The organism is Caballeronia sp. J97 (genome assembly GCF_905220305.1).
GTDB lineage: Bacteria > Pseudomonadota > Gammaproteobacteria > Burkholderiales > Burkholderiaceae > Caballeronia.
Genome location: NZ_CAJMZL010000012.1, coordinates 111,350 through 136,738, shown reverse-complemented (window position 1 = coordinate 136,738; position 25,389 = coordinate 111,350). Strand labels below are relative to the sequence as shown.

General features: G+C 64.4%; 26 protein-coding genes. 11 read left to right on the top strand and 15 right to left on the bottom strand.

Annotated features, from left to right (window positions below):
• Positions 1–7: 7 nt before the first annotated feature.
• The 3 genes from rfbC to rfbB are packed head-to-tail and all read right to left on the bottom strand — an operon-like array spanning position 8 to position 2,509.
• Positions 8–559: a dTDP-4-dehydrorhamnose 3,5-epimerase gene (rfbC, locus tag U4Y90_RS17590; protein WP_321796361.1), complete on the bottom strand. Its 552-nt coding sequence runs from the start codon at positions 557–559 to the stop codon at positions 8–10.
• Positions 544–1,437 (bottom strand): glucose-1-phosphate thymidylyltransferase RfbA, encoded by an 894-nt coding sequence (rfbA, locus tag U4Y90_RS17585; protein WP_321796359.1) that lies wholly within the window; start codon positions 1,435–1,437, stop codon positions 544–546. The genes rfbC and rfbA overlap by 16 nt, the downstream gene beginning before the upstream one ends.
• A 10-nt stretch (positions 1,438–1,447) precedes the next feature.
• Entirely contained in the window at positions 1,448–2,509 is a 1,062-nt protein-coding gene (gene rfbB, locus U4Y90_RS17580) for a dTDP-glucose 4,6-dehydratase (protein ID WP_321796357.1), read from the bottom strand.
• A 351-nt stretch (positions 2,510–2,860) separates the two neighbouring features.
• On the opposite strand from rfbB, the gene U4Y90_RS17575 reads away from it, so the two are divergent.
• Entirely contained in the window at positions 2,861–3,715 is an 855-nt protein-coding gene (locus U4Y90_RS17575) for a symmetrical bis(5'-nucleosyl)-tetraphosphatase (RefSeq protein WP_321796356.1), read from the top strand.
• Here U4Y90_RS17575 and U4Y90_RS17570 read toward each other — a convergent pair.
• From U4Y90_RS17570 to U4Y90_RS17545, 6 genes are read right to left on the bottom strand one after another with little or no spacing between them, the layout of a single operon-like run.
• Positions 3,684–4,490 carry a lysophospholipid acyltransferase family protein gene (locus tag U4Y90_RS17570; protein WP_321796354.1) on the bottom strand — a complete coding sequence of 269 codons (807 nt, stop codon included), beginning with the start codon at positions 4,488–4,490 and terminating at the stop codon, positions 3,684–3,686. The genes U4Y90_RS17575 and U4Y90_RS17570 overlap by 32 nt on opposite strands.
• A 2-nt stretch (positions 4,491–4,492) precedes the next feature.
• On the bottom strand, positions 4,493–5,770 hold the full coding sequence (locus tag U4Y90_RS17565; protein ID WP_321796352.1) for a dihydroorotase: 1,278 nt from the start codon (positions 5,768–5,770) through the stop codon (positions 4,493–4,495).
• A gap of 10 nt (positions 5,771–5,780) precedes the next feature.
• On the bottom strand, positions 5,781–6,818 hold the full coding sequence (locus U4Y90_RS17560) for an aspartate carbamoyltransferase catalytic subunit (protein WP_321796350.1): 1,038 nt from the start codon (positions 6,816–6,818) through the stop codon (positions 5,781–5,783).
• Between the two features lie 44 nt (positions 6,819–6,862).
• On the bottom strand, positions 6,863–7,378 hold the full coding sequence (pyrR, locus tag U4Y90_RS17555) for a bifunctional pyr operon transcriptional regulator/uracil phosphoribosyltransferase PyrR (RefSeq protein WP_321796348.1): 516 nt from the start codon (positions 7,376–7,378) through the stop codon (positions 6,863–6,865).
• Positions 7,365–7,811: a Holliday junction resolvase RuvX gene (ruvX, locus tag U4Y90_RS17550; RefSeq protein WP_321796346.1), complete on the bottom strand. Its 447-nt coding sequence runs from the start codon at positions 7,809–7,811 to the stop codon at positions 7,365–7,367. The genes pyrR and ruvX overlap by 14 nt, the downstream gene beginning before the upstream one ends.
• Positions 7,808–8,386, bottom strand: a complete 579-nt coding sequence (locus U4Y90_RS17545) for a YqgE/AlgH family protein (RefSeq protein WP_321796344.1) — start codon at positions 8,384–8,386, stop codon at positions 7,808–7,810. The genes ruvX and U4Y90_RS17545 overlap by 4 nt, the downstream gene beginning before the upstream one ends.
• A 30-nt stretch (positions 8,387–8,416) precedes the next feature.
• Between U4Y90_RS17545 and U4Y90_RS17540 the strand changes: the two genes are divergently transcribed.
• Complete coding sequence (locus U4Y90_RS17540; protein WP_321796343.1) at positions 8,417–9,928, top strand: deoxyribodipyrimidine photo-lyase; 1,512 nt, start codon at positions 8,417–8,419, stop codon at positions 9,926–9,928.
• On the opposite strand, the gene U4Y90_RS17535 is transcribed toward U4Y90_RS17540, so the two are convergent.
• Together U4Y90_RS17535 and U4Y90_RS17530 are read right to left on the bottom strand one after the other, a co-directional pair.
• On the bottom strand, positions 9,925–11,319 hold the full coding sequence (locus U4Y90_RS17535) for a hypothetical protein (protein WP_321796341.1): 1,395 nt from the start codon (positions 11,317–11,319) through the stop codon (positions 9,925–9,927). The genes U4Y90_RS17540 and U4Y90_RS17535 overlap by 4 nt on opposite strands.
• Positions 11,320–11,652: 333 nt before the next feature.
• Positions 11,653–11,823, bottom strand: a complete 171-nt coding sequence (locus U4Y90_RS17530) for a rubredoxin (RefSeq protein WP_321796339.1) — start codon at positions 11,821–11,823, stop codon at positions 11,653–11,655.
• A gap of 311 nt (positions 11,824–12,134) precedes the next feature.
• Between U4Y90_RS17530 and U4Y90_RS17525 the strand changes: the two genes are divergently transcribed.
• The 3 genes from U4Y90_RS17525 to U4Y90_RS17515 are packed head-to-tail and all read left to right on the top strand — an operon-like array spanning position 12,135 to position 14,276.
• Positions 12,135–13,010: a hydroxymethylpyrimidine/phosphomethylpyrimidine kinase gene (locus U4Y90_RS17525; protein WP_321796444.1), complete on the top strand. Its 876-nt coding sequence runs from the start codon at positions 12,135–12,137 to the stop codon at positions 13,008–13,010.
• Positions 13,011–13,041: 31 nt separating this feature from the next.
• A complete protein-coding gene (locus U4Y90_RS17520) occupies positions 13,042–13,821 on the top strand; it encodes a DUF72 domain-containing protein (protein ID WP_321796338.1) in 780 nt (259 codons plus the stop codon).
• Between the two features lie 29 nt (positions 13,822–13,850).
• Positions 13,851–14,276, top strand: coding sequence for a hypothetical protein (locus U4Y90_RS17515; protein ID WP_321796336.1), 426 nt, complete (start codon positions 13,851–13,853; stop codon positions 14,274–14,276).
• Positions 14,277–14,392: 116 nt separating this feature from the next.
• Here U4Y90_RS17515 and groL read toward each other — a convergent pair whose 3' ends face one another.
• Positions 14,393–16,033, bottom strand: coding sequence for a chaperonin GroEL (gene groL, locus U4Y90_RS17510; RefSeq protein WP_321796335.1), 1,641 nt, complete (start codon positions 16,031–16,033; stop codon positions 14,393–14,395).
• A 97-nt stretch (positions 16,034–16,130) separates the two neighbouring features.
• Complete coding sequence (locus U4Y90_RS17505) at positions 16,131–16,421, bottom strand: co-chaperone GroES (protein WP_006999126.1); 291 nt, start codon at positions 16,419–16,421, stop codon at positions 16,131–16,133.
• Positions 16,422–16,875: 454 nt separating this feature from the next.
• On the opposite strand from U4Y90_RS17505, the gene U4Y90_RS17500 reads away from it, so the two are divergent.
• On the top strand, positions 16,876–17,625 hold the full coding sequence (locus tag U4Y90_RS17500; protein WP_321796331.1) for a DUF2242 domain-containing protein: 750 nt from the start codon (positions 16,876–16,878) through the stop codon (positions 17,623–17,625).
• Between the two features lie 12 nt (positions 17,626–17,637).
• Here U4Y90_RS17500 and U4Y90_RS17495 read toward each other — a convergent pair whose 3' ends face one another.
• Both U4Y90_RS17495 and U4Y90_RS17490 read right to left on the bottom strand, forming a co-directional pair.
• Positions 17,638–19,689: a D-(-)-3-hydroxybutyrate oligomer hydrolase gene (locus U4Y90_RS17495; protein WP_415749374.1), complete on the bottom strand. Its 2,052-nt coding sequence runs from the start codon at positions 19,687–19,689 to the stop codon at positions 17,638–17,640.
• Positions 19,690–20,061: 372 nt separating this feature from the next.
• Positions 20,062–20,433 (bottom strand): BON domain-containing protein, encoded by a 372-nt coding sequence (locus U4Y90_RS17490; RefSeq protein ID WP_321796327.1) that lies wholly within the window; start codon positions 20,431–20,433, stop codon positions 20,062–20,064.
• 87 nt (positions 20,434–20,520) lie between these two features.
• Here U4Y90_RS17490 and U4Y90_RS17485 point away from each other — a divergent pair, with 87 nt between their 5' ends.
• From U4Y90_RS17485 to U4Y90_RS17465, 5 genes are all read left to right on the top strand, one after another.
• Positions 20,521–20,694, top strand: a complete 174-nt coding sequence (locus U4Y90_RS17485) for a hypothetical protein (RefSeq protein WP_321796326.1) — start codon at positions 20,521–20,523, stop codon at positions 20,692–20,694.
• 310 nt (positions 20,695–21,004) lie between these two features.
• Entirely contained in the window at positions 21,005–22,480 is a 1,476-nt protein-coding gene (locus U4Y90_RS17480) for a TAXI family TRAP transporter solute-binding subunit (RefSeq protein ID WP_321796325.1), read from the top strand.
• Between the two features lie 140 nt (positions 22,481–22,620).
• On the top strand, positions 22,621–23,280 hold the full coding sequence (locus tag U4Y90_RS17475) for a 2-hydroxychromene-2-carboxylate isomerase (RefSeq protein WP_321796323.1): 660 nt from the start codon (positions 22,621–22,623) through the stop codon (positions 23,278–23,280).
• A gap of 138 nt (positions 23,281–23,418) precedes the next feature.
• The gene (locus U4Y90_RS17470) at positions 23,419–24,402 is read left to right on the top strand and encodes a LysR family transcriptional regulator (protein ID WP_321796321.1); all 984 of its coding nucleotides are present in this window, start codon (positions 23,419–23,421) and stop codon (positions 24,400–24,402) included.
• A gap of 57 nt (positions 24,403–24,459) precedes the next feature.
• A complete protein-coding gene (locus U4Y90_RS17465; RefSeq protein WP_321796320.1) occupies positions 24,460–25,380 on the top strand; it encodes an AraC family transcriptional regulator in 921 nt (306 codons plus the stop codon).
• The last annotated feature ends 9 nt before the right edge of the window (positions 25,381–25,389 follow it).

Here is a 25,389-nt window from a genome sequence, read left to right as displayed (position 1 = left end):
GCGTTGCTCACTCGAAACACTCGGCTTCGGACAGGCGCTTGCCTGCCGCATCCTTAGCCGCGAGCAAGGGCTCGAAGTCGATCGGCCATTCGATACCGATCTCCGGATCGTTCCACGCGATGCTGCGCTCGTGTGCCTGATACCAGTAGTCCGTGGTCTTGTAGAGGAACTGCGCCGTCTCCGACAATACGACGAAACCATGCGCGAATCCCGGCGGCACCCACAACTGCCGATGATTCTCCTCGGACAGATTCACACCCACCCACTTCCCGAAGTTCGGCGAACGCTTGCGGATGTCGACAGCGACATCGAACACTTCGCCCTCGACCACGCGCACGAGCTTGCCCTGCGCATGCTGGATCTGATAATGCAGCCCGCGAAGAACGCCCTTCGCCGAACGCGAGTGATTGTCCTGCACGAATTCGACGCCCGCCTCGACATGTTCCGCGAACTCACGCGCGTTGAAGCTCTCGTAGAAAAATCCACGCGCATCGCCGAACACTTTCGGCTCGATGATCTTGACTTCGGGCAGCGCCGTAGCGGTTACTTGGATGGCCATGCGACTTGGTCCTTCGGAAGATTGAGCAGATATTGACCGTAGGCGTTCTTGGACAATGGTTTCGCGAGTTGGAGCAGTTGCTCTTCGCCGATCCAGTGCTTGCGATACGCGATTTCCTCGGGACATGCCACCACGAGACCCTGACGCTTTTGCAGCGTCGCGATGAAGGTAGCCGCGTCGATCAGCGAATCGTGCGTACCCGTGTCCAGCCACGCATAGCCACGCCCCATGATCTCGACGTCGAGCTGCTTCTGAGCGAGATAGCGAGAGTTGACCTCGGTGATCTCGAGTTCGCCACGAGCGGACGGCTTGATGTCCGCGGCGATATCGCACACCTGGTTGTCGTAGAAGTAGAGTCCGGTCACCGCGTAGTTGGAGCGCGGCTTCGCGGGTTTCTCCTCGATGGACAACGCGCGGAACTGCTGGTCGAACTCGACAACCCCATAGCGCTCGGGATCGTGCACGTGATAAGCGAATACGGTCGCGCCCTCGGTGCGCGTGTTGGCGCCTTCCAGTTGCTTGGCCAGATCGTGGCCGTAGAAGATGTTGTCGCCCAGAATCAACGCCGACGGATCATTGCCGACGAACTCCCGCCCGATGATGAACGCCTGCGCGAGCCCGTCCGGCGACGGCTGCACCGCGTACCGGATGTTCATGCCCCACTGGCTGCCGTCGCCGAGCATCGACTCGAATCGCGGCGTGTCGTGCGGCGTCGAAATGACGAGCACGTCCCGAATGCCCGCGATCATCAACGTCGACAACGGGTAGTAGATCATCGGCTTGTCGTAGACAGGCAGCAGTTGCTTCGACACCGCATGCGTGATCGGGTAAAGCCGCGTGCCCGAACCGCCGGCCAGAATGATGCCCTTGCGCGCCATGATCAGCCCTTTACGCGCGCTGCGCGTAGTTCGTCTCGACCCATTTCCGGTAGTCGCCGGAAGCCACTTCGTCAGCCCACGCCTGATTGTCCAGATACCACTGAACCGTCTTCGCAAGACCGGTTTCAAAGGTTTCCGCGGGCTTCCAGCCGAGCTCGCGCTCGAGCTTGCGTGCATCGATCGCGTAGCGGCGGTCGTGGCCCGGACGGTCCTTCACGTAGGTGATCTGATCGCGATACGAACCGCTCGACTTCGGCTTCGCCCGATCCAGCAGATCGCACAGCGTGTGCACGACTTCGAGGTTCTTCTTCTCGTTCCAGCCGCCGACGTTGTAGGTCTCGCCCGGAACGCCGCGTGCGAGCACTTCACGGATCGCGGAGCAGTGATCGCCCACGTACAACCAGTCGCGCACGTTCTGGCCATCACCGTAGACCGGCAGCGGCTTGCCGCCGAGCGCATTGGCGATCATCAGCGGAATCAGCTTTTCGGGAAATTGATACGGGCCGTAATTGTTCGAGCAATTCGTGGTCAGAACCGGCAGGCCGTACGTATGGTGATATGCGCGAACGAGATGATCCGAGCCAGCCTTGGTCGCGGAGTACGGGCTGTTCGGCGCGTAGGGCGTGGTTTCCGAGAACTGCGGATCGGTGGCCGAAAGCGAGCCGTAGACTTCATCGGTCGACACGTGCAGGAAGCGGAATGCCTGCTTCTCGTCCTCGGGCAGCTTGCTCCAGTACATCCGCGCGGCTTCGAGCAGCGTAAAAGTGCCGACGACGTTCGTTTGTACGAAATCGGCCGGACCGTGAATGGAGCGGTCGACGTGGCTCTCGGCCGCGAAATGCAGGATGGCGCGCGGTTTGTGCTGGCCGAGCAGCGCGTCGATGGCCGCGCGATCGCAGATGTCGACCTGCGCGAACACGTGACGGGCGTCGTCCTTGAGCGACTTGAGCGTGCCCAGATTGCCCGCGTACGTAAGCTTATCGACATTCAGCACGGGTTCATCGGAACCCTTGAGCCAATCCAGAACAAAATTGGCGCCGATAAAGCCGGCACCGCCCGTCACGAGAATCATACTTGGCCCTCTTATACTTTCGTCAGACTGATCGAGTCACACGAAAGCTCTAATTACGCGAAAAAATTGCGAAGTTCTCTGCTTTTTCACGATGAATCGGCATTTTCGACCGATTCCGTTATTCCTGCCCCAGTTTGGGGTCAACCCTGAATTATAAGGCTGGGCGATTGGAAAACTAGACGGATAACAACTTGATACAGCTAGCGATTCAAGCTTGCACACGGTTGCAGGGCGTCACCGCGGAAGGCGCTTTCACGCCTCGTCGCGCCGACAGACAGCATTCCCCCACTGCCGCATAATCTTCGCTCGCTCCGAAATCTCTTCCTGAAAAGCCTGAAAAACAGCCTCTCAATGACCGACGCCCTGACCTCCAGTATCGACGCGACGCTCAGCCCTCTCGTCTTCGGCGACCTCCAGGGCTGCTGCGACCCGTTCCAGCGTCTGCTCAAGAAAGCCGCGCCGGAGCCCGACACACCGCTCTGGTTCGCGGGCGATCTGATCAACCGCGGGCCCAGATCCCTGCAAACGCTGCGCGAAGTGATCGCCCTCGGCACGCGCGCGACGGTCGTGCTCGGCAATCACGACCTGAACCTGCTCTCCGTCGCCGCCGGACTGCGCAAGCCGAAAAAAGGCGACACGCTCGACGAAATCCTCGAAGCGCCCGATGCCGCCGATCTTATCGAATGGGTGCGTCACAAGCCCGTCGCGCATTTCGAGAACAACGTGCTGATGGTTCACGCGGGCGTGCTGCCGCAATGGGACGCGGCGATGACGATGGAGCTCGCCCAAGAGCTCGAGCAAGCGCTGCGCGCGCCGAACTGGAAGGAAACGCTCGCGGCGCTCTACGGCAACGAGCCGCATCGGTGGGAAGACTCGCTCAAGGGCGCGGATCGCCTGCGCGTGATCTACAACGCGCTGACGCGCATCCGTTTCTGCACGCCCGAAGGCGCGATGGAATTCGCCAATAACGGCGGCCCCGACGCCGCGCCGCCCGGCTACATGCCGTGGTTCGACGTTCCCGGCCGCCGCACTCGCGACGTGACGATCGTGTTCGGCCACTGGGCCGCGCTCGGCCTCATGATCCGCGACGACGTGCTGTGTCTCGATTCAGGCTGCGTATGGGGCAACAAGCTCTCGGCGGTGCGCATGACCGCCGATCCCGCGCGGCGCGTGGTCACGCAGGTGAGCTGCTCGATGAAGAAGTAGCAAGCGGTTCCGCAACCGGCGCGCCACTCACAACGGCGGGCGCGCCGCGCATGCGCTGAAGCGCCGCATCCACGCTAGCCTGCGCCTCGCCCGCCAGAACACGCCGGTCCGCGCCCGGCGCGAGCGGATCGCACACGTACAGATGCGCGGTGAGCGGCGTGGCGCGCAGGAGCGCAGTCAGCGAATCGTTGAGCGTCATATCGCCGATATACGCGGGCGCGGTCGATTGCCGGCCCTGCGCATCCTCGTACATCAGGCAGACCGGCTGCACCGGACACGACGCCGAGACCGCCGCCTGAAACATGTTCGCGTGAAACGGCAGCAGCGATTGCCCGTCGGTGGTCGTGCCTTCGGGAAACACGCACATCTTCTCGCCCGCGATCAAGCGATTCGCGAGTTCATGCATGATGCGTTTCGCGTCGCTGCGCTTCTCGCGCTGCACGAACACCGTGCCCAGCTGATGCGCGAGCCAGCCGACCACCGGCCACTTGCGGATTTCCGCCTTCGACACGAACGGCGTCGGACGCCACGCGTTGATCACGTAGATATCGATCCACGAGATGTGATTGCCGACGACGAGCACGCCGCTATCGAGCCGCGCCTCGTCGTTATGTACGACGAGCTTCATGCCGGAGAGCCGCAGCATCTCGAGCGACCACGCGCGGTTCATCGTCGCGCGCTCGGCAACCGACGCGCGCGGAAAGCGCGTCGCGACGATCCACATGCCGTACAGCAAGTGGACCAGGAGCCGCGCCTTGCGCATGGCCAGATGCATGGTCAGCGGCTCTCGTAGGCGACGTGACCGCCGACGACCGTCGCACGCACGCGCGCCGGCAGTTCGTAGCCGAGGAACGGCGTGTTGCGGCCCTGGCTCTTCAGCTTCTGCGGATCGACGCGCCATTCGCCCGACGCATCGAACACGCACAGATCGGCGAGCGCGCCCGTCGCGATGCGGCCAGCGGGCAGCCTGAGCACATCGGCGGGCGCGGACGTGATGCGCGCCAGCGCCTTCGCGAGCGGCACGTTCGCCTCGCGCGCCCACTTCACCGTCAGCGAAAGCAGGAGTTCGAGACCGGTCGCGCCGGGCGTCGCTTCGGCGAACGGCAGGAGCTTCTCGTCGTCGTCGAGCGGCGTGTGCGCGGAGCAGATCGCGTCGATGGCGCCATCGGCGAGGCCCGCACGGATCGCGTCGCGGTCGCGCTGCGAGCGCAGCGGCGGATCGAGACGAAACTGCGAATCGAAATAGCCGATGTCGATATCCGTCAGATGCACGTGATTGATCGTCACGTCGCAGGTCACGGCGATACCCTCGGCCTTCGCCGCGCGCACGAGTTCGACGCCCGCCGCCGACGACAGATGCGACAGATGCACGCGCGCGCCCGTCACGCGCATCAATTCGAAGATGGTATGCAGCGCGATGGTCTCCGCCGCCACCGGCACGCCCGACAGCCCGAGCCGCGACGCCACCGCGCCGCTCGCCGCCACGCCGCCACGCGACATGTACGCGTCCTGCGGGCGCAGCCACACGGTGTAGCCATACGTGGTCGCGTATTGCAGCGCGCGCTGCAGCGTGCGCGTATCGACGATCGGGTTGTCCGCCTGCGAGAAGCCGACGCAACCCGCTTCGGTCAGCTCGACCATCTCGGTGATGGTCTCGCCCTTCAGGCCGACCGTGAGCGCGCCGAGCGGATACACATGCGCGAGATGCAGCTTCTGCGCACGGAACTTGAGCATTTCGACGAGGCCCGGCTCATCGAGCGTCGGATCGGTGTCGGGCGGGCACACGAGGCTCGTCACGCCGCCGGCCATCGCGGCGGCCATCTCGGATTCGAGCGTCGCCTTGTGCTCGAAGCCCGGCTCGCGCAGACGCGCGGACAAATCGACGAAACCCGGCGCGATGTAAAGCCCCGATGCGTCGATGACCTTCGCCGCGTTGAAATCCGCGGGCGCCTCGCCGATGCCGACGATCCGCCCCGCCGCGATGAACACGTCCTTGCGTTCTTCGGTGCCCGCCGCCGGGTCGATGATCGTGCCGTTCTGAATCTGGATCTTCATGTCGTCTTTGTCAGTCAGTGTTGCCGGCCACGATGCCCATCACCGCCATGCGCACGGCGATGCCGAAGGTCACCTGATTCAGGATCACCGACTGCGGGCCATCCGCCACTTGCGAGTCGATTTCCACACCGCGGTTCATCGGGCCCGGATGCATCACGATCGCATCGGGTGCGGCGAGCGCGAGACGCTCGGGCGTGAGACCCCAGCTCTTGAAATACTCCTGCGCGGAAGGCAGCAGCGCACCGCTCATGCGCTCGTTCTGCAGGCGCAGCATGATGATCACGTCGACGCCCTTCAGGCCTTCGTCGAGATTGTGATAGACGTGCACGCCCATCTGGTCGAGGTTGCCCGGCAACAGCGTGCGCGGCCCGATCGCGCGCACTTCCGGCACGCCGAGCGTGGTCAGCGCATGAATGTCCGAGCGCGCGACGCGCGAATGCAGGATGTCGCCGACGATCGCCACGCGCAGCTTCGTGAAGTCGCGCTTGTAGTGGCGGATCGTGTACATGTCGAGGAGACCCTGCGTCGGATGCGCGTGACGGCCATCGCCCGCGTTGATCACGTGCACGTGCGGCGCGCAATGCTCGGCGATCAGATACGGCGCCCCGCTCGACGCGTGACGCACGACGAACATGTCGGCGTGCATCGCGGAGAGATTGTTGATCGTATCGAGCAGCGATTCGCCCTTGCTCGTCGACGACGCGTTGATGTTCAGGTTCAGCACGTCGGCCGACAGACGCTTCGCCGCGATCTCGAAGGTGGTGCGGGTGCGCGTCGAGTTCTCGAAGAAGAGGTTGAACACCGACTTGCCGCGCAGGAGCGGCACCTTCTTCACTTCGCGATCGGTCACGCTCACGAACTGCTCGGCGGTATCGAGAATGTGCGTGACGATCGAGCGCGGCAATCCTTCGATGCTCAACAAATGCTTCAACTCGCCGTTCTTCGTGAGTTGCGGATTGCCCTTGAGAAAGCCGTACCGGAATGTGTCAGCAGTCTTGTCCGATGCAGGCGCGCCGCTATCGGCTGCGCCCTGGGTGGCGGTGTTCATGTCGATCCCGGATGGTTCTTTGAAAAGATGCCGGAGCGGCAGCTTCAGTTGGCGCGCGCTTCGGTCTTGAAGTCGAACGCGCCGTCCTCGCGACGCGCGAGCACGAGATTCTGGTTCGCGGGCACGTCGACCGTCGCGCCGGTGAAACGCGCGCCGATCGGCATTTCGCGTCCGCCGCGATCGGCGAGCACCGCGAGATCGATCGACGCCGGGCGGCCATAGTCGTACAGCTCGTTGATCGCGGCGCGCACGGTGCGGCCCGTCGACAGCACATCGTCGATCAGGATGATGCGGCGGCCGTTCACATCGAAGGGCAACTCGGTCGGGCGCGCCTGGCTGTGCAGGCCCTTCTTCGCGTAGTCGTCGCGATGCAGCGCCACGTTCACCACGCCGAAGTGCGGCGCGTTCAGGTCCTTCGCGAGCCGCTCGGCGAGCCACACGCCGCCGCTGTAGATGCCCGCGAGCACGGCGCCATCGGGCGTGGCGAGCGATTGTCCATACGCTGCGCGAATCTGGTCGACGAGCGCGCGGTACAGCGCCTCTGCGTCAATGGAACTCATGATCGTCGGCAAGTCCGTCGAGATATTGTTGAAGGATGACGCGCGCGGCTTCGGCGTCGATTTCGTCGAAGCGGCCGCGCGCATTGGTGCGCACGCCGCGTTCGCGCAGATCGGCTTTGGCGTCGACGGACGAATAGCGCTCGTCCACCCATTGCACCGGCACGTTGAAACGGCCGTTCACCTGATTGCCGAAGCGCTTCGCGAGCGCGCTCATTTCATGCGGCGTTCCGTCGGGATGCATCGGCATGCCGACGACGATGGCGTCGGGCTTCCACTCGTCGAGCAGCTTGCCCACTTCGACGAAGCGATATTCGCGATTGCGGTTCTCGAGCGTGACGAGCGCACGCGCGTTTCTGGTAAGCGTATTGCCGACGGCGACCCCGATGCGCTTCTCGCCGTAATCGAATGCCAGCAGCGTGGCTTCGCGGCTCATGCGTGCCCTGCTTCGCCGGACAGCATGGAGCGCGACACGCCTAGCAGCGAGAGCGCTGCTTCGAGGCGGTCTTCGGCGGGCACGTCGAAGATGATGCGCGGATCGGCTTCCACGGTGAGCCAGCCGTTCTTCGAGATTTCCTCTTCGAGCTGACCCGCCCCCCAGCCGGCATGACCGAGCGTGAGCAGGAAGCGCTCGGGGCCTTTGCCGCTCGCGACCGCTTCGAGCACGTCCTTCGACGTGGTCATGGCGAGTCCGCCGGGCACGCTCATCGACGAACTGTAGGGTTCGCCGTCGCCCGCTTCGTGCAGCACGAAGCCGCGCTCGGTCTGCACGGGACCGCCGAAATACACGGGCAAATGGACGAGCGGCTCGATCTCGAGCTTGAGATCGATGCGATTGAAGAGCGACTGGAGATCGATATCGGTCGGCCGGTTAATGACGAGGCCGAGCGCGCCTTTCTCGCTGTGATCGCAAAGGTAGACCACCGTTCCTGAAAACGTCGGATCCGCCATGTTCGGCATGGCGATCAGGAACTGATTCGTCAAATTGATGCGATCGGAAGTCTTGGACATAATTCTGAATTTTAACAAAGGCGCTGCGAGATGGCCGACTTTGATGTGGGTCTGGTCTGGTTTCGGCGGGATCTGCGCGCGGCAGACAATGCTGCACTCTATCACGCGCTTACAAGGTGCCGTCGCGTGCTGTGCGCGTTCGTTTTCGATCGCGAGATTCTCGCGCCGCTCGATAAAAAGGACCGGCGCGTGCCGTTCATCCACGCGAGCATCGTCGAGCTGGATCGCACGCTGCGCGAGGCGGGCGGCACGCTGATCGTGCGGCACGGTCACCCGGCGCACGATATTCCTTCGCTCGCGCATGAATGCGGCGTGAACGCCGTGTTCGCCAATCGCGATTACGAACCGGGCGCGAAGGCGCGTGACGAGGACGTCGCGAAGAAACTCGCGAGTCACGACATCGCTTTTTTCTCGTTCAGGGATCAGGCCGTCTTCGATCATGACGATGTGATGACAGGCGCCGGCAAGCCCTACACGGTTTTCACGCCGTACAAGCGCAAATGGCTCGCGACGCTCACGCCGGATGCGCTGAAACCTTACGCATCCGAAGATCACCTGAACGCGCTCGCGAAGCCTCCGTCGGGCGTGAAGCACGCGATTCCATCGCTCGCCGCGCTGGGCTTTCCCGATGCGCACGGCCCCGCTTTTCCCGCCGGCACGAGCGGCGCATACGAACTTTTCGACGATTTCCGCGAGCGCATGACCGACTACGGCCGCACGCGCGATTTTCCGGCGCTAAAAGGCCCGAGCTATCTCGGCGTTCATCTGCGGCACGGCACCATCTCGATCCGCGCGCTCGCCCGCAGCGCGCACGATGCGCAGCGTCACGGCGACAAAGGCGCCGAGACGTGGCTAGGCGAGCTGATCTGGCGAGAGTTCTATTTTTCCGTGCTGCACCATTTTCCGCATGTCGGCGTTCCGGGCGATCATCGCGCATTCAAGCCGGAATACGATCGCATCCGCTGGGAAACGGGCGACGCCGCCGATGCGAATTTCGCTGCGTGGTGCGCGGGGCAGACCGGCTATCCGCTCGTGGACGCGGCGATGCGGCAGATCAACGCGTCGGGTTACATGCACAACCGTCTGCGCATGGTCGTCGCGAGCTTTCTGACGAAGGATCTCGGCATCGACTGGCGGCGCGGCGAAGCCTATTTCGAAGCGCTCCTCAACGACTTCGAGCTTTCGAACAACAACGGCGGGTGGCAATGGGCCGCGTCGAGCGGTTGCGACGCGCAACCGTACTTCCGCATCTTCAATCCGGTGACGCAGTCGAAGAAGTTCGATTCGGCGGCCAGGTTCATCCGCCATTACGTGCCGGAGATCGCGGAACTGTCGGATCGAGATGTTCACGCGCCGTGGCTCGCGAAACCCGACGCGCTCAAGACGGCGAAAATCCTGCTCGGCGCCGATTATCCGCAACCGGTCGTCGATCACGAAGCCGCGAGAAAGCGCACGCTCGTGCGCTACGACGTCGTGCGCGCGCCGGGCGCGAGAACACGCCCGCACGACGAAAAAGACAACGACGACGACGCGGACGACTAACGCGCGATCGGCGCGGGCTTTTCGATCATCGCGGTGAGCGCGACGATCGACCCTCGGCCCTCGGAAGGCGCGATGCCGGCGGCCGCCTGATGCAACATCGAGCGCAGCATTTGCGCGGCGCGCTCGGGCACGGTGGCGTCGAGTCCGCGCGTCGCGCCTTCAGCGCCGTCGGCATGCGTTTCGCCATGATGCGCGACGCGCCGCCACGCAAGACCGAGCGTGTCCGCCAGCAGCGCGACATGCCCGAGACCCAGCGCGCAGGCCGCCGCGCCCAGCCGATGCGACGCGTCCGCCGCCGAAAGCGCCGCCGCCTCGTCGACCATGCCGGTTTCGTTCGCCTGCGTGCCGCGTTCGACGAGCGCGTCGATCGACGTCTCCGCGCTCTGCAGAAAGTCCTCGTAAGCGGCCGCATTCACGCGCAACACGCCGAGGTCGCGCGTGGCGGCATCGCGGGAGGCTTCCTCGCTCGCCTGCGCGGCGCCCTGCTCCCAAGCCGCTTCCGATGCCGCCGTCGCGGCGACGTGCCACGCAACCGTCAGGCCGTAGTCGCGCAGGACATCGACATGTCCGGCGTCTTCCGGCGCCGCGCCGTACAGCGCGAAATCGCGCCACAAGAGCGCGAGCGTCGCGCGCACGAGCGAACGCGGCGCATACGACAACGCGCGCGCCTGATCCGCCAGCACGAGGTTGAAGCGCGCATAGAGACGCTTCACGTCGGCGATGTGGTCGAGCTCGCCGCCGTTGCGTTGCGCGCGCTCACGCAGCGCACGGACCGTCGACGACGCGAGCCGCCAGAAATCGTAGGGATCGGAACCGCGCAGTTCGTCGAGACAGGCATCGAGGCGCGCGAAGGCGTCGGCGGATTCTTCAGCCGGCCCGCGCAGGAGTTTCAGCAGCGTTTCCTCGTAGCGCGCCCGGGTACGGGCAAGGCGCTCGGGCGCGATGCCCCGCAGGGTCGCCGGCGCGATCGCACGGCCCGCGAGAGCGAGGTCATCGTAGGAAACCGGCGCGACGCGCGTGTGCGACGCGAGCAGCGCGTGCAGGTTGCGATAGTGATCGAAAAGCGCCGTCGAGCATGACAGCTCGCGCAGGTTGCGGCGCTCGACCGCGGCGCGGAAAACAGCCATCGCGTCGGCGATATGCGCGTGGCTGCCCTCCGACTCCTCGCCGAGCGGCGCGACGAGCGCCAGCGCTTCGGCGAAGCGCTGCGCGGGCAGCCAGCCTGCCGAATGCAGCGCGGCAATGGCGCGCTTCAACGCGGCCCCGGTTTCGCCCTGACGGTGGAACGCGTGCAACGCGTCGGTCAGCGCCATTTCGGCGAGTCGCACCGATCCGCCGCGCGGATTGGGCAGGGCTTCGAACGGAGCGGGCAAATCGGGACGAGAAGTCATAACGAGCGCTCACATGCCGGTTCGCGGGCGCGGCAATTGAACGCCGCCGCACGCGGTTGAAATGCCTCATTGATAGGCGAGCCACGGGCGTCGCCTCGCCTGCTTCAAGCGTATGCCTTAACGAGCCACTACGGAAACCGAACACGCGCCGAGGCAGCATCGCGCGACGCCGGAATCGCCGTAACGAACTCGCCTGACGGTGCAAAACGAGAAAAAATCGTACAGACTGATCGACGGATGCTCATGCGCGGCACGCGTCGCCGTCGCCGAACGCGGTGCGCAAAAAACGCGCGCCGCATGACGCGAGTCATGCGGCGCAGCAGAACGACAAGATCAGATCTGAACCATCTCGAAATCTTCCTTGCGGGCTCCGCATTCGGGACAGGTCCAGTTGATCGGAACGTCCTCCCAGCGCGTGCCCGGCGGGATGCCCTCGTCGGGCAATCCGGCTTCCTCGTCGTAGATCCAGCCGCAGATCAGGCACATCCAGCTTCTATATTCCATACTTATGCCGAGTCGATTGGTCGGTTGAAATTAGGACATGATGGTACCGTGTTGCCGTGTCGATGCCTAGCAAACGGTCCGCCCGGGATGCCCGCACTCTGATATCGGTCGAAACGGTCGTCACGTCGGAGGCCGGTGTCCGAGGCTGGCGCGCCGGAAAAAAGTGCGCAAAGAAAACTGCCGGACGGCATTAGGCCGCATAATCCAGACATGACGGAGCGGGCATTCGCTCACGCGTTCGAGACGCGGACGAGTTCGCTCAGCGCCGATCGTCCATTCAAGCAATCCAATACCAAATGTCCGCTTTTGCCATGACCGGCGACTCTCCACCGATCGTACTCACCTTCGGCCTCTCCGATCCCACGGGCGGCTCGGGCCTGCAGGCCGACCTGCTGACGCTCGCGAGCATGGGCTGCCACGGCGCGACCGTGCTGACCGGCTATGCGGTGCGCGATTCCGCGAGCTGCGATGAAGTGACCGGCCTCGATCCGGACACCGTCGCGACCCAGGCGCGCATGTTGCTGGAGGACATGCCGATCGCCGCGTTCAAGATCGGCGCGGCGACGCGCGCGGAGCTCGTGTCCGCCATCGCCGAAGTGGTCTCCGACTACGACGACGTGCCGCTGATCCTCGCGCCCGATTTCACGCTCGACGACGAACACGTGCTGTCCGCCGACGAACTCCGCGAATCGCTCGCCGATCTGCTCGTGCCGCAGACCACCATGCTGATTGCCGATCACGCCACGTTGCTGCAACTCGCGCAGCCGGACAGCGACGCCGAATCGCCGACGCTCGACTCCGCGATTTCCCACATCCTGGCGCAAGGCTGCGAATATGTGCTTGCGATGGAAACGGGCACGCACCGCCACGTGAACACGCTCTATAGCGAAGAAGGGCTGGTGCGGCAGGACACGTGGGAGCGCGGCGTGCCACGCATCATGGGACTGACAGACACACTCGGCTCAGCCGTCGCCGCCTTGCTCGCGAACGGCCAGGAGCCCGCAGAAGCCGCGCGTGAAGCGCAGGAGTACGTGTTCCAGGCCGCGCGCGCCGCATTCCGGCCCGGCATGGGCGCGTATTTGCCGGATCGCTTCTTCTGGGCCCGCTCGAACGACGCCGACGAAGACGGCGACGCTTCCTCGCTGCCCGACGATCCCACGGGGCTGCCCGGAGAAGCCCGACACTGACATACAACAAGAAGGGAGGCGACGCGAGCGCATGCCATACCGACTGCCCCATCTGCACAAGCCCGGCCCGCAGGGCGCAATCCGCATCGGCTGCGCCGGCTGGGGCCTTTCAAGCGCCGTCTCCGCGAGCTTTCCGCACGAAGGCACGCATCTCGAACGCTACTCGCACGTGTTGACGTGCGTCGAGATCAACTCCAGTTTTTACAAGCCGCATCGCGAGCAGACCTATGCCCATTGGGCGGAGAGCGTGCCCGAGTCGTTCCGCTTCTCGGTCAAGCTGCCGAAGGCGATCACGCACGATGCCCGGCTCGCCGATACCGAATCCCTGCTCGATGAATTTCTCCACGCAGCCGGACAACTCGGCGACAAGGTCGGTTGCTGGCTCGTGCAGGTGCCGCCTAGCCTGCCGTTCGATCACGACATCGCCGAGGCATTTTTCAAGGCGTTGCGCGAACGCACGAAGCTGCCGATCGCGTTCGAGGCGCGCGAACATGGCTGGTTCACGACACACGCGGCAGCGCTTCTGAAGGCGCACCACATCGCGTACGTCGATGCCGATCCGATTCCCGATGAATGCGAGATCAAGCATCGCGCGGACGCCTCGCTCGTGTATGTGCGGCTGCACGGCTCGCCCGAGCTCTACAAGTCTTCCTACGATTACACCTATCTCGACGATCTCGCGCGCACGCTTCACACCCGCGCGAAAAAAACGGCCGAAGTCTGGTGCGTATTCGACAACACCGCCGAGGGGCACGCGCAGCCCAACGCGCTGCATCTGATGGAGCGGCTGCGGATTCATCACAAGGTCTGACACGTTCGACGCTACGGAGGATTCCCCCGATGCACAAGCCGGCAGCACGACTCGCCCGTTTGCTTGGAGCCACACTGGTCGCCTCGCTGTTCAACTTCGCGCTGCCCGCTCATGCTCAGAACGCGCCGCCGGGTGCGACGCCCGCGGGCGATGGCACGTTCCTGCTGACGATCTTCCTCAAGCACGACGAATCGAAGACGCTCCCGCAGATCAACCAGCAGTTGAAAGAGCAAGGCTACTTCAAGCAGTTTCCGCCGCCGGGCGTCGAAGTGGTCTCCTGGTACGTGATGATGGGCATCGGTCAGGTGGTGACGCTGCGGGTGCCCGCCGACCGGTTGCGAGAAGTGAACCGGGCGATCGAGAGCACCGCGTGGGGCGGATATCGCACGGAGTTCTATCCGACTTACGACTACAAGGCCGCCGCGCAGAAGTTGCGCGAGGAGATGAACAAGTGACGCCGCCGTTCCGCGGAACCGCCGGACGAAAAAAAACCCGCATCGCTGCGGGTTTTTTCTTTGGCATGATGCGAGCTTCTTTCGAAGCTCGCATCGATGTACCGGCCGAAGCCGAATTACATGTCCATGCCCATACCGCCCATGCCGCCGGGCATGCCGCCAGGCATCGGAGCGTCTTCCTTCGGCAGTTCGGCGACGGCTGCGTCGGTCGTCAGCAGCAGGCCTGCCACCGATGCCGCGTTTTGCAGCGCGGTGCGCGTGACCTTCGTCGGATCGACAACGCCGGCTTCCACCAGGTCACCGTACTCGCCGGTCGCTGCGTTGTAGCCGTAGTTGCCCGAACCTTGAGCAACGGCCGCCACGACGACGGAAGCTTCTTCGCCGCCGTTCGTGACGATCTGGCGCAGCGGCTCTTCCATTGCGCGCAGAACGATCTTGATGCCTGCGTCCTGATCGGCATTCGCGCCCTTCAGACCGTCGACCGCCTTGCGTGCGCGGATCAGCGCGACGCCGCCGCCAGCCACGATGCCTTCTTCCACGGCAGCACGCGTAGCGTGCAGCGCGTCTTCGACACGTGCCTTCTTTTCCTTCATTTCGACTTCGGTCGCAGCGCCGACCTTGATCACCGCAACGCCGCCGGCCAGCTTGGCCACGCGCTCTTGCAGCTTTTCACGGTCGTAGTCCGACGTCGCTTCTTCGATCTGCTTGCGCACTTGCTTCACGCGCGCTTCGATGTTCACGGCTTCGCCAGCGCCGTCGATGATCGTCGTGTTTTCCTTGCCCACTTCGATGCGCTTCGCCTGGCCCAGTTCAGCCAGCGTCGCCTTCTCGAGCGTCAGGCCGGTTTCTTCCGCGACCACTTGACCGCCGGTCAGGATCGCGATGTCTTCCAGCATGGCCTTGCGACGATCGCCGAAGCCCGGAGCCTTCACGGCAACCGTCTTCAGAATGCCGCGGATGTTGTTGACGACCAGCGTAGCCAGCGCTTCGCCTTCGACGTCTTCCGCGATGATCAGCAGCGGACGGCCAGCCTTCGCGACTTGTTCCAGAACCGGGAGAAGGTCACGGATGTTCGAGACCTTCTTGTCGTGCAGCAGCACGAACGGGTTCTCGAGCACGGCGACTTGCTTGTCCGGATTGTTGATGAAGTACGGCGACAGGTAGCCGCGGTCGAACTGCATGCCTTCGACGACGTCGAGTTCGTCTTGCAGTGACTTGCCGTCTTCGACGGTGATGACGCCTTCCTTGCCGACCTTGTCCATCGCTTCAGCGATGCGCTCGCCGATCGACGTGTCGCTGTTTGCCGAGATCGAGCCGACTTGCGCGATTTCCTTGTTCGTCGTGCAGGGCTTGCTGATCTTGCGCAGTTCTTCGATTGCTGCTGCAACGGCCTTGTCGATGCCGCGCTTCAGGTCCATCGGGTTCATGCCCGATGCGACGTACTTCATGCCTTCGCGAACGATGGATTGCGCGAGCACGGTAGCGGTCGTCGTGCCGTCACCTGCGTTGTCGCTGGTCTTGGAAGCGACTTCCTTGACCATTTGCGCGCCCATGTTCTGGAGCTTGTCCTTCAGTTCGATTTCCTTCGCGACCGAGACACCGTCCTTGGTGACCGTCGGGCCGCCGAAAGAGCGCTCGAGCACGACGTTGCGGCCCTTCGGACCCAGCGTGACCTTGACCGCGTTGGCCAGGATGTTCACGCCTTCGACCATCTTGGCGCGTGCGGAATCGCCAAAAGTGACTTCTTTAGCTGCCATATCCAAACTCCTTGATTCGATTCGGTTTGCTGGCTTCGCTCAGTGCGCCCGACGGGGCTGCGGCCCGATAGCGAAGCCGGACGTGCAGGAAGGATGCTTACTTGACCAGAACGGCCATGATGTCTTCTTCGCGCATGACGAGCAGTTCCTGCCCGTCGACCTTGACGGTCTGGCCAGCGTACTTGCCGAACAGGACGCGGTCGCCGACCTTCACGTCGAGGGCGATTTGCGCGCCCTTGTCATCGCGCTTGCCCGGGCCGATGGCCAGGACTTCGCCTTGATCCGGCTTTTCTGCCGCGGCTTCCGGAATCACGATGCCCGATGCGGTCTTGGTTTCCTGGTCCAGACGCTTGACGATGACGCGATCGTGCAAAGGACGAAGGTTCATACACACTCCTCTCTTGATTGAGACTGAAAACGCGGGAAAACCCGTCCATTGAGAACATTCTCGCCGGACGGCAATCTTGTTAGCACTCTCGTGCAGTGAGTGCCAATTATATGGACCGAGTTTGACAATTTCAAGGAGGAGCGTGAGCGGGGAATCCCGTAGAGCAAGGCGCAGGCGCAGGCAGACAGGCCCTGACCAATGATCTTTGCGATTCCGATTGAAAAGATTAATGTCGATTCGCGACGCATGGACTGCGATTCAACGGCGGAGCAGTGAAGAGACACCCCGCCACGCGCAGCGTTCCCTGGATCGGCATTCGGACGCCTTGCGCACCTGTCATCACCCCGTAAACCACGGATTCGACGATATTTTCAGACAGGGCTTTTTCATCGGCAGGTCTGTCGGAACTACAATTTGTCTCTGTCGTTGACACAAATTTTGGATTCGCCGCCTCATGTACATGCCGTCGCCGCGCCTCTTTTTCGCTTCCCTCGCACTGATCGCCCTCGCCGCCTGCGGCGGCCGCACCGCCGTCACACCGAGCTATCAGCAGGAACTTTTCAACACCGGCGCGAGCCCGTTTGCACACAATTTCGACGCCACGGTCAACGAAACCTGCGAGGCCGCACGCCGCGCGCTGCTGTCGCAAGGCTTCCTCACGACGATGGGTCAGCCCGACACGGTCGACGCGACCAAGAATTTTCAGCCGAACGCGGAGACGCACGTCGTCGTGTCGTTCCACGTCGTGTGCACGCCCGGCGAAAACGCGACCGATCAGAGCATCGCGTATGTGAACGCCGTTCAGGACGGCTATGCGCTCAAGAAAAGCGATACGTCGGCGAGCGTCGGGCTGAGCGTGCTCGGCTCGCTGTCGCTGCCGATCCGCTCGAACAGCGACGCAATGGTCAAGATTTCGAGCGAAACCGTGCCCGCGGGCAAGTTCTACGACCGCTTTTTCTTTCTCATGGGCCACTATCTGAGCACGGTGCCGCGCAGCGCGCCCGTCGCGGCCGACGAAGTGAAGAGCAAGCCGCTCGCGCCGTCGCTCATCGTGAGCTCGCCCGAGCTCACGCCGACGCCGATCGTCGTGCAGGCGCCGGCCGCCGCCACGGCGATCCAGGCATCGGATGCGGTGGCGGCGGGCGCATCGGAAGTACCCGCGGCGGCAGCGTCGTCGACGCCGCCCGTCACCGCAACGCGATAAGCGCCCGCCTCGTCAGTTCGGCACGTTGACGATGCCGCCTGCCACGGTGATCGCGTTCGCGCCCGGATCCGTCGCGATCGGCGGCAGATTCGACGTCGTGAGCGCCGGCGCCGATCCCGCCGTGCCGCCGCGCGCGACCGTGCGCACCACCTGCGAAGGCGGCAGCGGCGCGTTGTTCTTCAGGTGATTCCACATCAGATTGAGCGCCTGAATGTTGTAGTAGTGAATCGGGATGAAGCGCGTATCGAAGCCGGCCACACTCAGGAACGCATCGAAATGCTGACCATTCGTGATCTCGTAGAGCGAGAGCTGGCTGTTGCTGCCCTCCGCCACGCGATTGGCGCCGAGATACGGGCGCGACGCATGGTTGATCGGCACGAGCGCGTCCGCGCGGCCCTGCACGATGATCGCGGGCTTGCCGCGCAGATTCGCGTTCACGCGGATCGCGTTCACGCTGCCCACCATCGTCGCATTGCCGTTCGTCCACAGTGAGCGCAGGCATGCGGCGCCCGCGTAGCTGGCATCGGGCGTCGCGAGGCGATGATCCGCCGCGCCCGTCGTCCCCGCGTTGTAGACCAGATTGATGCCGTTGGTCGGCGGCACGCCGTTGCCGTTGCCGAAGATGGCAGGCATCGGCGAGACGAGCGGCGTCACGCCGGCCGCACCGGTCGCCGCACTGGTCGTGCCGAAGCTGAAGTTGCAGAGGTTGTCGAGCACGCTCGCCTTCATGTACGCGTCGCCATACGTGACGGCGACGGCCGGCACCGCCTGCGAATCCCACATCGGCGCCTGCAGCGTGTCGGAGTCGGTCTCGTAACCCGCTTGATGCAACTGGTTCAGCGCGTCCGTGGCCTGGGCGACCGTGTTGCCGCCCGAGACTAGGCCATTCGCGGCGAGCGTCGCGCAGCGCGCCGTACGGATGGCGTTGGTGGTGGCGGGCAGAAGCGCCGTCAGATAGGGCGCGCCTGCCGCGGCGGGCGCGAGCGCCGCACACGGCTGCAGCAGGTTGGCGAGCGTCATGTAGTCCGCGAGCGGCCTGCCGAACGAGCCGACCGGCACGCCGCCCTGCCGCACGGATACCTGGGACGGCAGGTTCAGGTTGATCTGCGGCTCACCGACGACGACCGCCGTGATCCAGCCGTCGGTATCCTGTTCCGCCGCCGCGAGCGACGCGCCGCCGCCGTTGCTCACCGATGCCGCGATCGTCGTGATGCTGCCCTTGGCGTAGCGCACCTGATGTGTCGATCCGCTGACGGGCCCGAACATGTCGTTGAGCGCCCAGTACGCGAACTGGATTGCCTGCAAGGTGTTCTTGCCCCAGTCCTTTTCCGGGTTTTGCTGCGAATGCGCGTGCTTGTATGCGTAGCGGTTCGGGAACGCCGAATTGAACGAGGACAGGTCCGATGCGCTCACGTTCGCCTTGAAGATCGCCTTGGTTCCGGCGAGGCTCGTGCTCGCGAGCGTGCCGTCGATGAGCGTGACGAGCGTGGTCGAAATCTCCTGCGCGCCGTTGCCGCTGCCCTTGTCCGTGTAGGCGACCGCGCAGCCGCGTTTGAGGCCCCACTCGCCCGCCGCCGAGATCGCGCCGTACACGCCGCGCGATCCTGACGACGTCGCCGTGACGATGCACGGCTGATCCGGGTTAAAGCTCGTCGGAATCTGCACGAGCAGGCTGACGTTCTGCGTGCCGCTGCCGTCGTCGGCAAAGGCGATGTATTCCTTGCCCGCGATCTTGCCTTCGCCGAGCGAGTCGTTGCCGTTCAGATCGATATTCGGCCCCCAGAAACGGCCGTAGCCGCCGTTCGCCGACATGTCGACGAGCGCGCGATAGTTCGAATAGATCGCGAGGCGGCGCAATTCGGCTGCCGTCGGCGCGGCCGGTTTGGCGATCGTGGGCGCGGTCGCGGACGCGAGGCCCGTCTTGCCGAGGCCGGCCGTCAGCAGGTCGTCGGAGACGCCGTCATAGGTCTGGGTGTTGACCGAGCCGGAGACGAAGCTCGGCAAGGTGTTGCTCGGCTGGCCGCCACTATTGTCGTCATCCCCGCCGTGGCATGCGCCGAGCATCGCTGCCGCAAGCACGGCCAGCGCACCGAGCGCGGCCGTTCGCGGCACGTTCTGACAAGTCTGCAAGCTCGGGAAACGCGCGAATCTTTTCATTGTGAGTCTCCGCCATCCGTTCCGATTGAGTGATGCAACCCGAGGCGTGCGATCCGTTCGTTCGACGGGCGAACGCGATGCGCGATCGACAGTGTCAGTATCGCGCCTTATCGAGCGAACGTCGCCGCCGAATCATGTGCCCCGGAGCAAAAGTGCCAAACGACACAAGCGCCAAACGACAACGGGCCCCGGCGACAACGCCGGAGCCCGTTCAAAACATCCGCGAGACGAGCGAAGCCGGCGGCACCGCGAGATGCCGCCCGTTGCCCGTAACCCGTGTTATTGCCCGCCGCCCTGCACGCCGAGCGTGAGCTTGTTGGTGACCGATTTCACGCCCGTCACGCCCTTCGCCACTTCTTCCGCCTGGGCGATCTGACCGCCTTCCGGCACCGTGCCGGTCAGCGTTACCGCACCGCCGCGCGCGCGCACGAACACGTTCGACACATCGAAGCCCTGCGCCTTCGACAACGCGCGGCGTACGTCGTAGCCGAGCTTGCGGTCGGTCTTCTTGGTCGCGGACTTCTGAGCCTTGGCCGCCGCCGCCGAGTCCGTGCTCGTGGCTGCCGCGTCGCTCGATTGGGCATAGGCGCTCGAAGCCACGGCCACGCACACCACCACACCCAGCGCCTTCAACAGATCGACTGCTTTCATGATTTCTCCTTTTGTTTCGCTTGTTGACTTCGCACAGTTGCTACTTCGCTCGTTTTGCACTGCAAAACCGGACCGCAATCCCGACGGATGAACTACGACATCGAGCGGTTGCCCGTGACCGCGCGCGCCCGGCGCCCTGGCGGGCACGGGAATGGCGGCGGCAAGCCGGCGGACGCGGCTCACGGTGCTGCGAGAGACTGGCGAAAGAAACAAACCACGGCCGGTTGGTCGGGCGGCAACGCCCGTCGGCTCGAATATTGACCTGCCGCATGGCGCCTGCTTGACGCGATCCGCAAACCCATATTTCGGGCCGCGGCGCGCGAGGGCCTTGTCGTGCGGTGGCGAACGTCAATTTAGCCCAGCGCGGCCATTAGCGCAAAACATTTAACGACGCGGTCCTTCCCGAAGCCGCGCACAAGCAACAGCGCGCCGACGATGTCTACACACGCATGTCACACGAGGCGCGTGGCTTGCCGCCGTCCGGACGCCAATCGAACTCATGTACCATCGACGCCATGCCGGCCACCCTGACGCGCCGATCGAGCGCGCAAGATTCACGATTTCCTACGAGATGACCGACCCTTCACACAGCAATCCGGGCCACGATCCGGACCTCCCGCCGAAACGCAAGCCGCAGCCGAAGATCGTCGCACGCTTCGTCGCGATCTCCTGGCGCGATCTCGCGCTCACCTTCGGCCCGATCCTGCTCGTATGCGCGGCCGCGCTCTACGCCGCCGTGCGGCTGATCCAGCCCGCGCCGCCGAGCACGCTGACCATCGCTGCCGGGCCGAAAGGCAGTTCGTTCTGGACCAGCGCGCAGAAGTACAAGGCCATCCTCGCGCGCAACCGCGTAACGCTCGACGTACTGGAAACGCAAGGCTCGCTCGACAACCTGACGCGCCTCGAAGATCCGAAATCGAACGTCGACGTCGGTTTCGTGCAGGGCGGCCTGACCAAGCCCGGCGCGACGCACGACAATCTCGAATCGCTCGGCAGCGTGTCCTACGTGCCGCTCGCGGTGTTCTATCGCGGCGCGACGGCGGTCAGCCGCCTGTCGGAGTTGAAGGGCAAGCGGCTCGGGATCGGCGCGGAAGGCAGCGGCACGCGCGTGCTCGCGCTGAATCTCCTGAAGGCGAACGGTATCGAACCGGGCGGCGACACGGCGCTGCTGCCGCTCGCCGGCGACGAAGCCGCGAAAGCGCTGGAAGACGGCCAGGTCGACGCGGTCTTCCTGACCGGCGACTCGGCCCAGCCGCCGACGATGGCGAAGCTGTTGCGCACGCCGGGCATCCGCTTCATGGATTTCACCCAGGCCGATGCCTACGCGCGCCGCTTTCCGTACCTGACCGAAATCGAGTTGCCGATGGGCGCGTTCGATTTCGCCCGCAACCTGCCGCCGCGCCCGGTTCACATGATCGCGCCGACGGCGGAACTGGTCGCGCGCGACAGCCTGCATCCAGCGCTCTCGGATCTGCTGATCGAGGCCGCGCGGGAAGTGCACGGGCGCGCGAATCTGCTGCAGCGGGCAAACGAATTCCCCGCGCCGCTCGTGCACGAATTCCGCATCAGCGACAACGCCGAGCGCTATTACAAATCGGGCAAGAGCTTTCTGTACCGCACGCTGCCGTTCTGGCTCGCGAGTCTCGCGGATCGCGTGCTCGTCGTGCTGGTGCCGCTCATCGTGGTGCTGATTCCGGGCCTGCGGCTCGTGCCGGGACTGTATCGCTGGCGCGTGAAATCGCGCATCTATCGCTGGTATGGCGCGCTCATTGCGATAGAGCGCGAAGCGATCAGCGGTCCCGACAGCGCGCAGCGCAACGCCCTGCTCGACCGCATCGACGCGATCGAAACGGCCGTGAATCGCATGAAGATGCCGCTCGCGTTCGCGGACCAGTTCTATGTGTTGCGCGAGCACATCGGCTTCGTGCGGGCGCGCCTCGCGCACACGTCCTTCGCGCAGGGCGACGACGCCCATGCGCGCAACGTCACGCGACAGGATGTGGCCGGCTTTGCTTCTCGGGCAGACACGGAACAAGGCAGCACGTAATATCTATTTGAGAAGCGGAAGAACGGATGCGATGCCACGCGCGTCGCATCCAATGTGCAGGTCACGACAAAAAACGAACAGATGAGGCTCAGGCGCGCTTTCGCGCGAACGATGCCACGGAATCTCAGGGAGAAGGGAAAATGAGTGCCCCGCATTCGACCAGCGCTGGTCATCCGTACTTTTTCTTCGACTTCATTTCGCCGTTTTCGTACTTGCTGCTGGAACAGCACGAAAAGTGGCCGGACATGCCGTTCGAACTCGTGCCCGTCCAGTTAATGAAGCTGCTCGAACGCTGGGGCCAGCCGCACGCCGCGACGATTCCCTCCAAGCGCGTCTTCACCTACCGCCACGCGCTGTTCCGCGCGGAACAACTCGGCATCCCGTTCAGGATGCCGCCCGCGCATCCGTTCGATCCGAGCAAGGCGCTGCGTCTCGCGGTGCTGGCGAACGGCGAGATCGCCCGCGTGCGGGAAATCTTCCGCTACATCTGGCGCGAGGGTCGCGATCCCGCTACGCCGGAAGGCTTTCGCGCGTTGTGCGAGCACGTCGGGATGCCGGAGGGCGTGGAGCGCATCGAAGACGAGGACATCAAGGCGAAACTGCGCGACAACAACGACCGCGCCGTGTCGATGGGCGTGTTCGGCGTGCCGACCTTCCTCGTCAACGATCAGATCTTCTGGGGCGAGGACACGCTGCCGATGGTGCTCTACGTCGCGCGTTCGCCGAACTGGCTCGACGGCGCGGAAGTGAAGCGCATCAGCGCGTTGCCGATCGCGCCGCGGGACGCCGATTTCGGCTGACGGAGGCGGGGCTGGCCGGTGTGCCTATGCCGTGCATAGCGCGCTCGCTATGGCGTCAGAAGTGAAAAAGCGTGTAACTTCGGGCGAGGGTTCGCGAGTTCGCGCCCGCGCATCCTGATTTCAACCGCTTTGCTGGCCATGAACGATCCCGCCGACTCACTCGATATCTGGCTCATCCGCGTGCTGCGCACCCTGCTGCTGGAGCGCAGCGTGACGCAGACCGCGCAGCGGCTGAACCAGACACAGCCGGCGATCAGCACCGCGCTGCGCCGCCTGCGCGAGATCCTGAACGACCCGATTCTCGTGCGCGGCAAACAGGGCATGGTGCCGACCGAGTACGGCGAGTCGCTGCTCGCGCCGGCGCAGCGCGCGTTGCGCGAAGTGGAATTCGTCGCGACGCCGCACGGCGATTTCGACCCGGAGAGTTCGCGCCGCACCTTCCGCGTCGCCGCTCCCGATTACCTGAACGATTTTTTCATGCCGACGCTCGTCGCCGCCTTTCGCGACGCGGCGCCCAACGCGCGCCTCGAGATCGAGTCGCTGAACCCGACGCGCGATCACGAGCGCATGCTCGATGAGGGCGAAATCGATCTGATGGTCGCAAACTGGACGAAGCCCGAGCCGCGCTTCGAACGCCAGGATCTGTTCACCGATGTATTCGTCTGCCTGATGCGCGCGAATCATCCGCTCGCGCGCGAGCCGCTGACGGCGGAACGCTACGCGCTCGCCGCGCATCTCGCGCCGACGCCATACAGCGGCGGCAGGCGTCATCCGATCGACATCGGACTGGCGCGCGCGGGCATCGAGCGGCGCATCGTCACCACTATTCCGTACTTCGGCCTCGTGCCGCAGGTGCTGCTGCAGTCGGACCTCATCTTCACCGCGCCGCGCCGGTTCGCGCAGCACTATGCCGCGATGCTGCCGCTCGCCGTGCTCGACTCGCCGGTACCGTTTCCGCGCATCAAGTGCTATCAGCTTTCGGTGCCGCAGCCCGATCAGCCGACGGACGTCGCCTGGCTGCGCGCGCTGATTTCGAGCGTCTCCGATTCGCTCACGCGCAAGAAGCCCGTCGCGGCTTCGCTGGGCGTCGAAACCACCGAGCCGGACGCGGTCGCGAAGTAAGGCAGGCACGGCGGGACTTCGGTACTATCCGGAACGACACCCTCTTCCCGCCCGTTCATGGATGCTCTCGACAAACTGATCCAGCTTGCGAGCCTTTCCGGCGCGCTAGATCTGCGCTGCCTGCTGAGCGGCCCGCTGGAACTCGATCATGCGCCCGCGCCCGCCGGCGAAGCGGTGTACCACGTGGTGCTCGATGGCGCATGCACGGTAGTTCGCAAGAGTCATGCGCCGCTGGAGTTGCGCGCTGGCGATATTTTCTTCCTGCCCCGTGGCGACGCGCACGTGCTGAGCATTCAGGCCCGTGAAGCAGGGGCGAAGAAGACGGAGATGGAAACGCGCCACAACGGCGCGGTCACGGTGGAAAGCAATTGCAGCGGAGAGCGACCGGGCGTGGACTTGCTGTGCGGCCGCTTTCTCTATTCGCCCCGCGCGCTTCTGATCGACGTGCTGCCGGATGTCGTGCACGTGTCGTTCACGAACGCGTCGGCGCCCTATCTCGCGCCGCTCGTCCAGACGATGCGCCGCGAGGCGGAAGATGCGCAACTGGGCGCGCCGTCGATCGTCACTGCGCTTTCGACCGCGCTCTTCACGATGGTGCTGCGCGCATGGCTCGACGGGCAGCCGTCCTGGGCTGGCGTGCTGGGTCTGCTGGCGAATCGGCGGCTGGGCGCATCGATCATCGCGATGCTGGAGCGCCCCGCAGAACCGTGGACCCTGGAGATGCTGGCGAAGGAAGCGGCGATGTCGCGCGCCACGTTCATGCGCGCATTCTCGGCGCATTCGGACAGCTCGCCGCTGGCGTTGCTGAGCCACGTGCGCATGCAGCTCGCGAGCACGATGCTCACGCACACGAAGAAGAGCATCGCGGATGTCGCGGCGGACGTGGGGTATCAGTCGGAGGCGGCGTTCTCGAAGCGGTTCAAGGAGCTTTACGGGGTGGCGCCGGGACGCTTCAGGCAAACCAACGGCCTCACCTGAAGCGTCGTT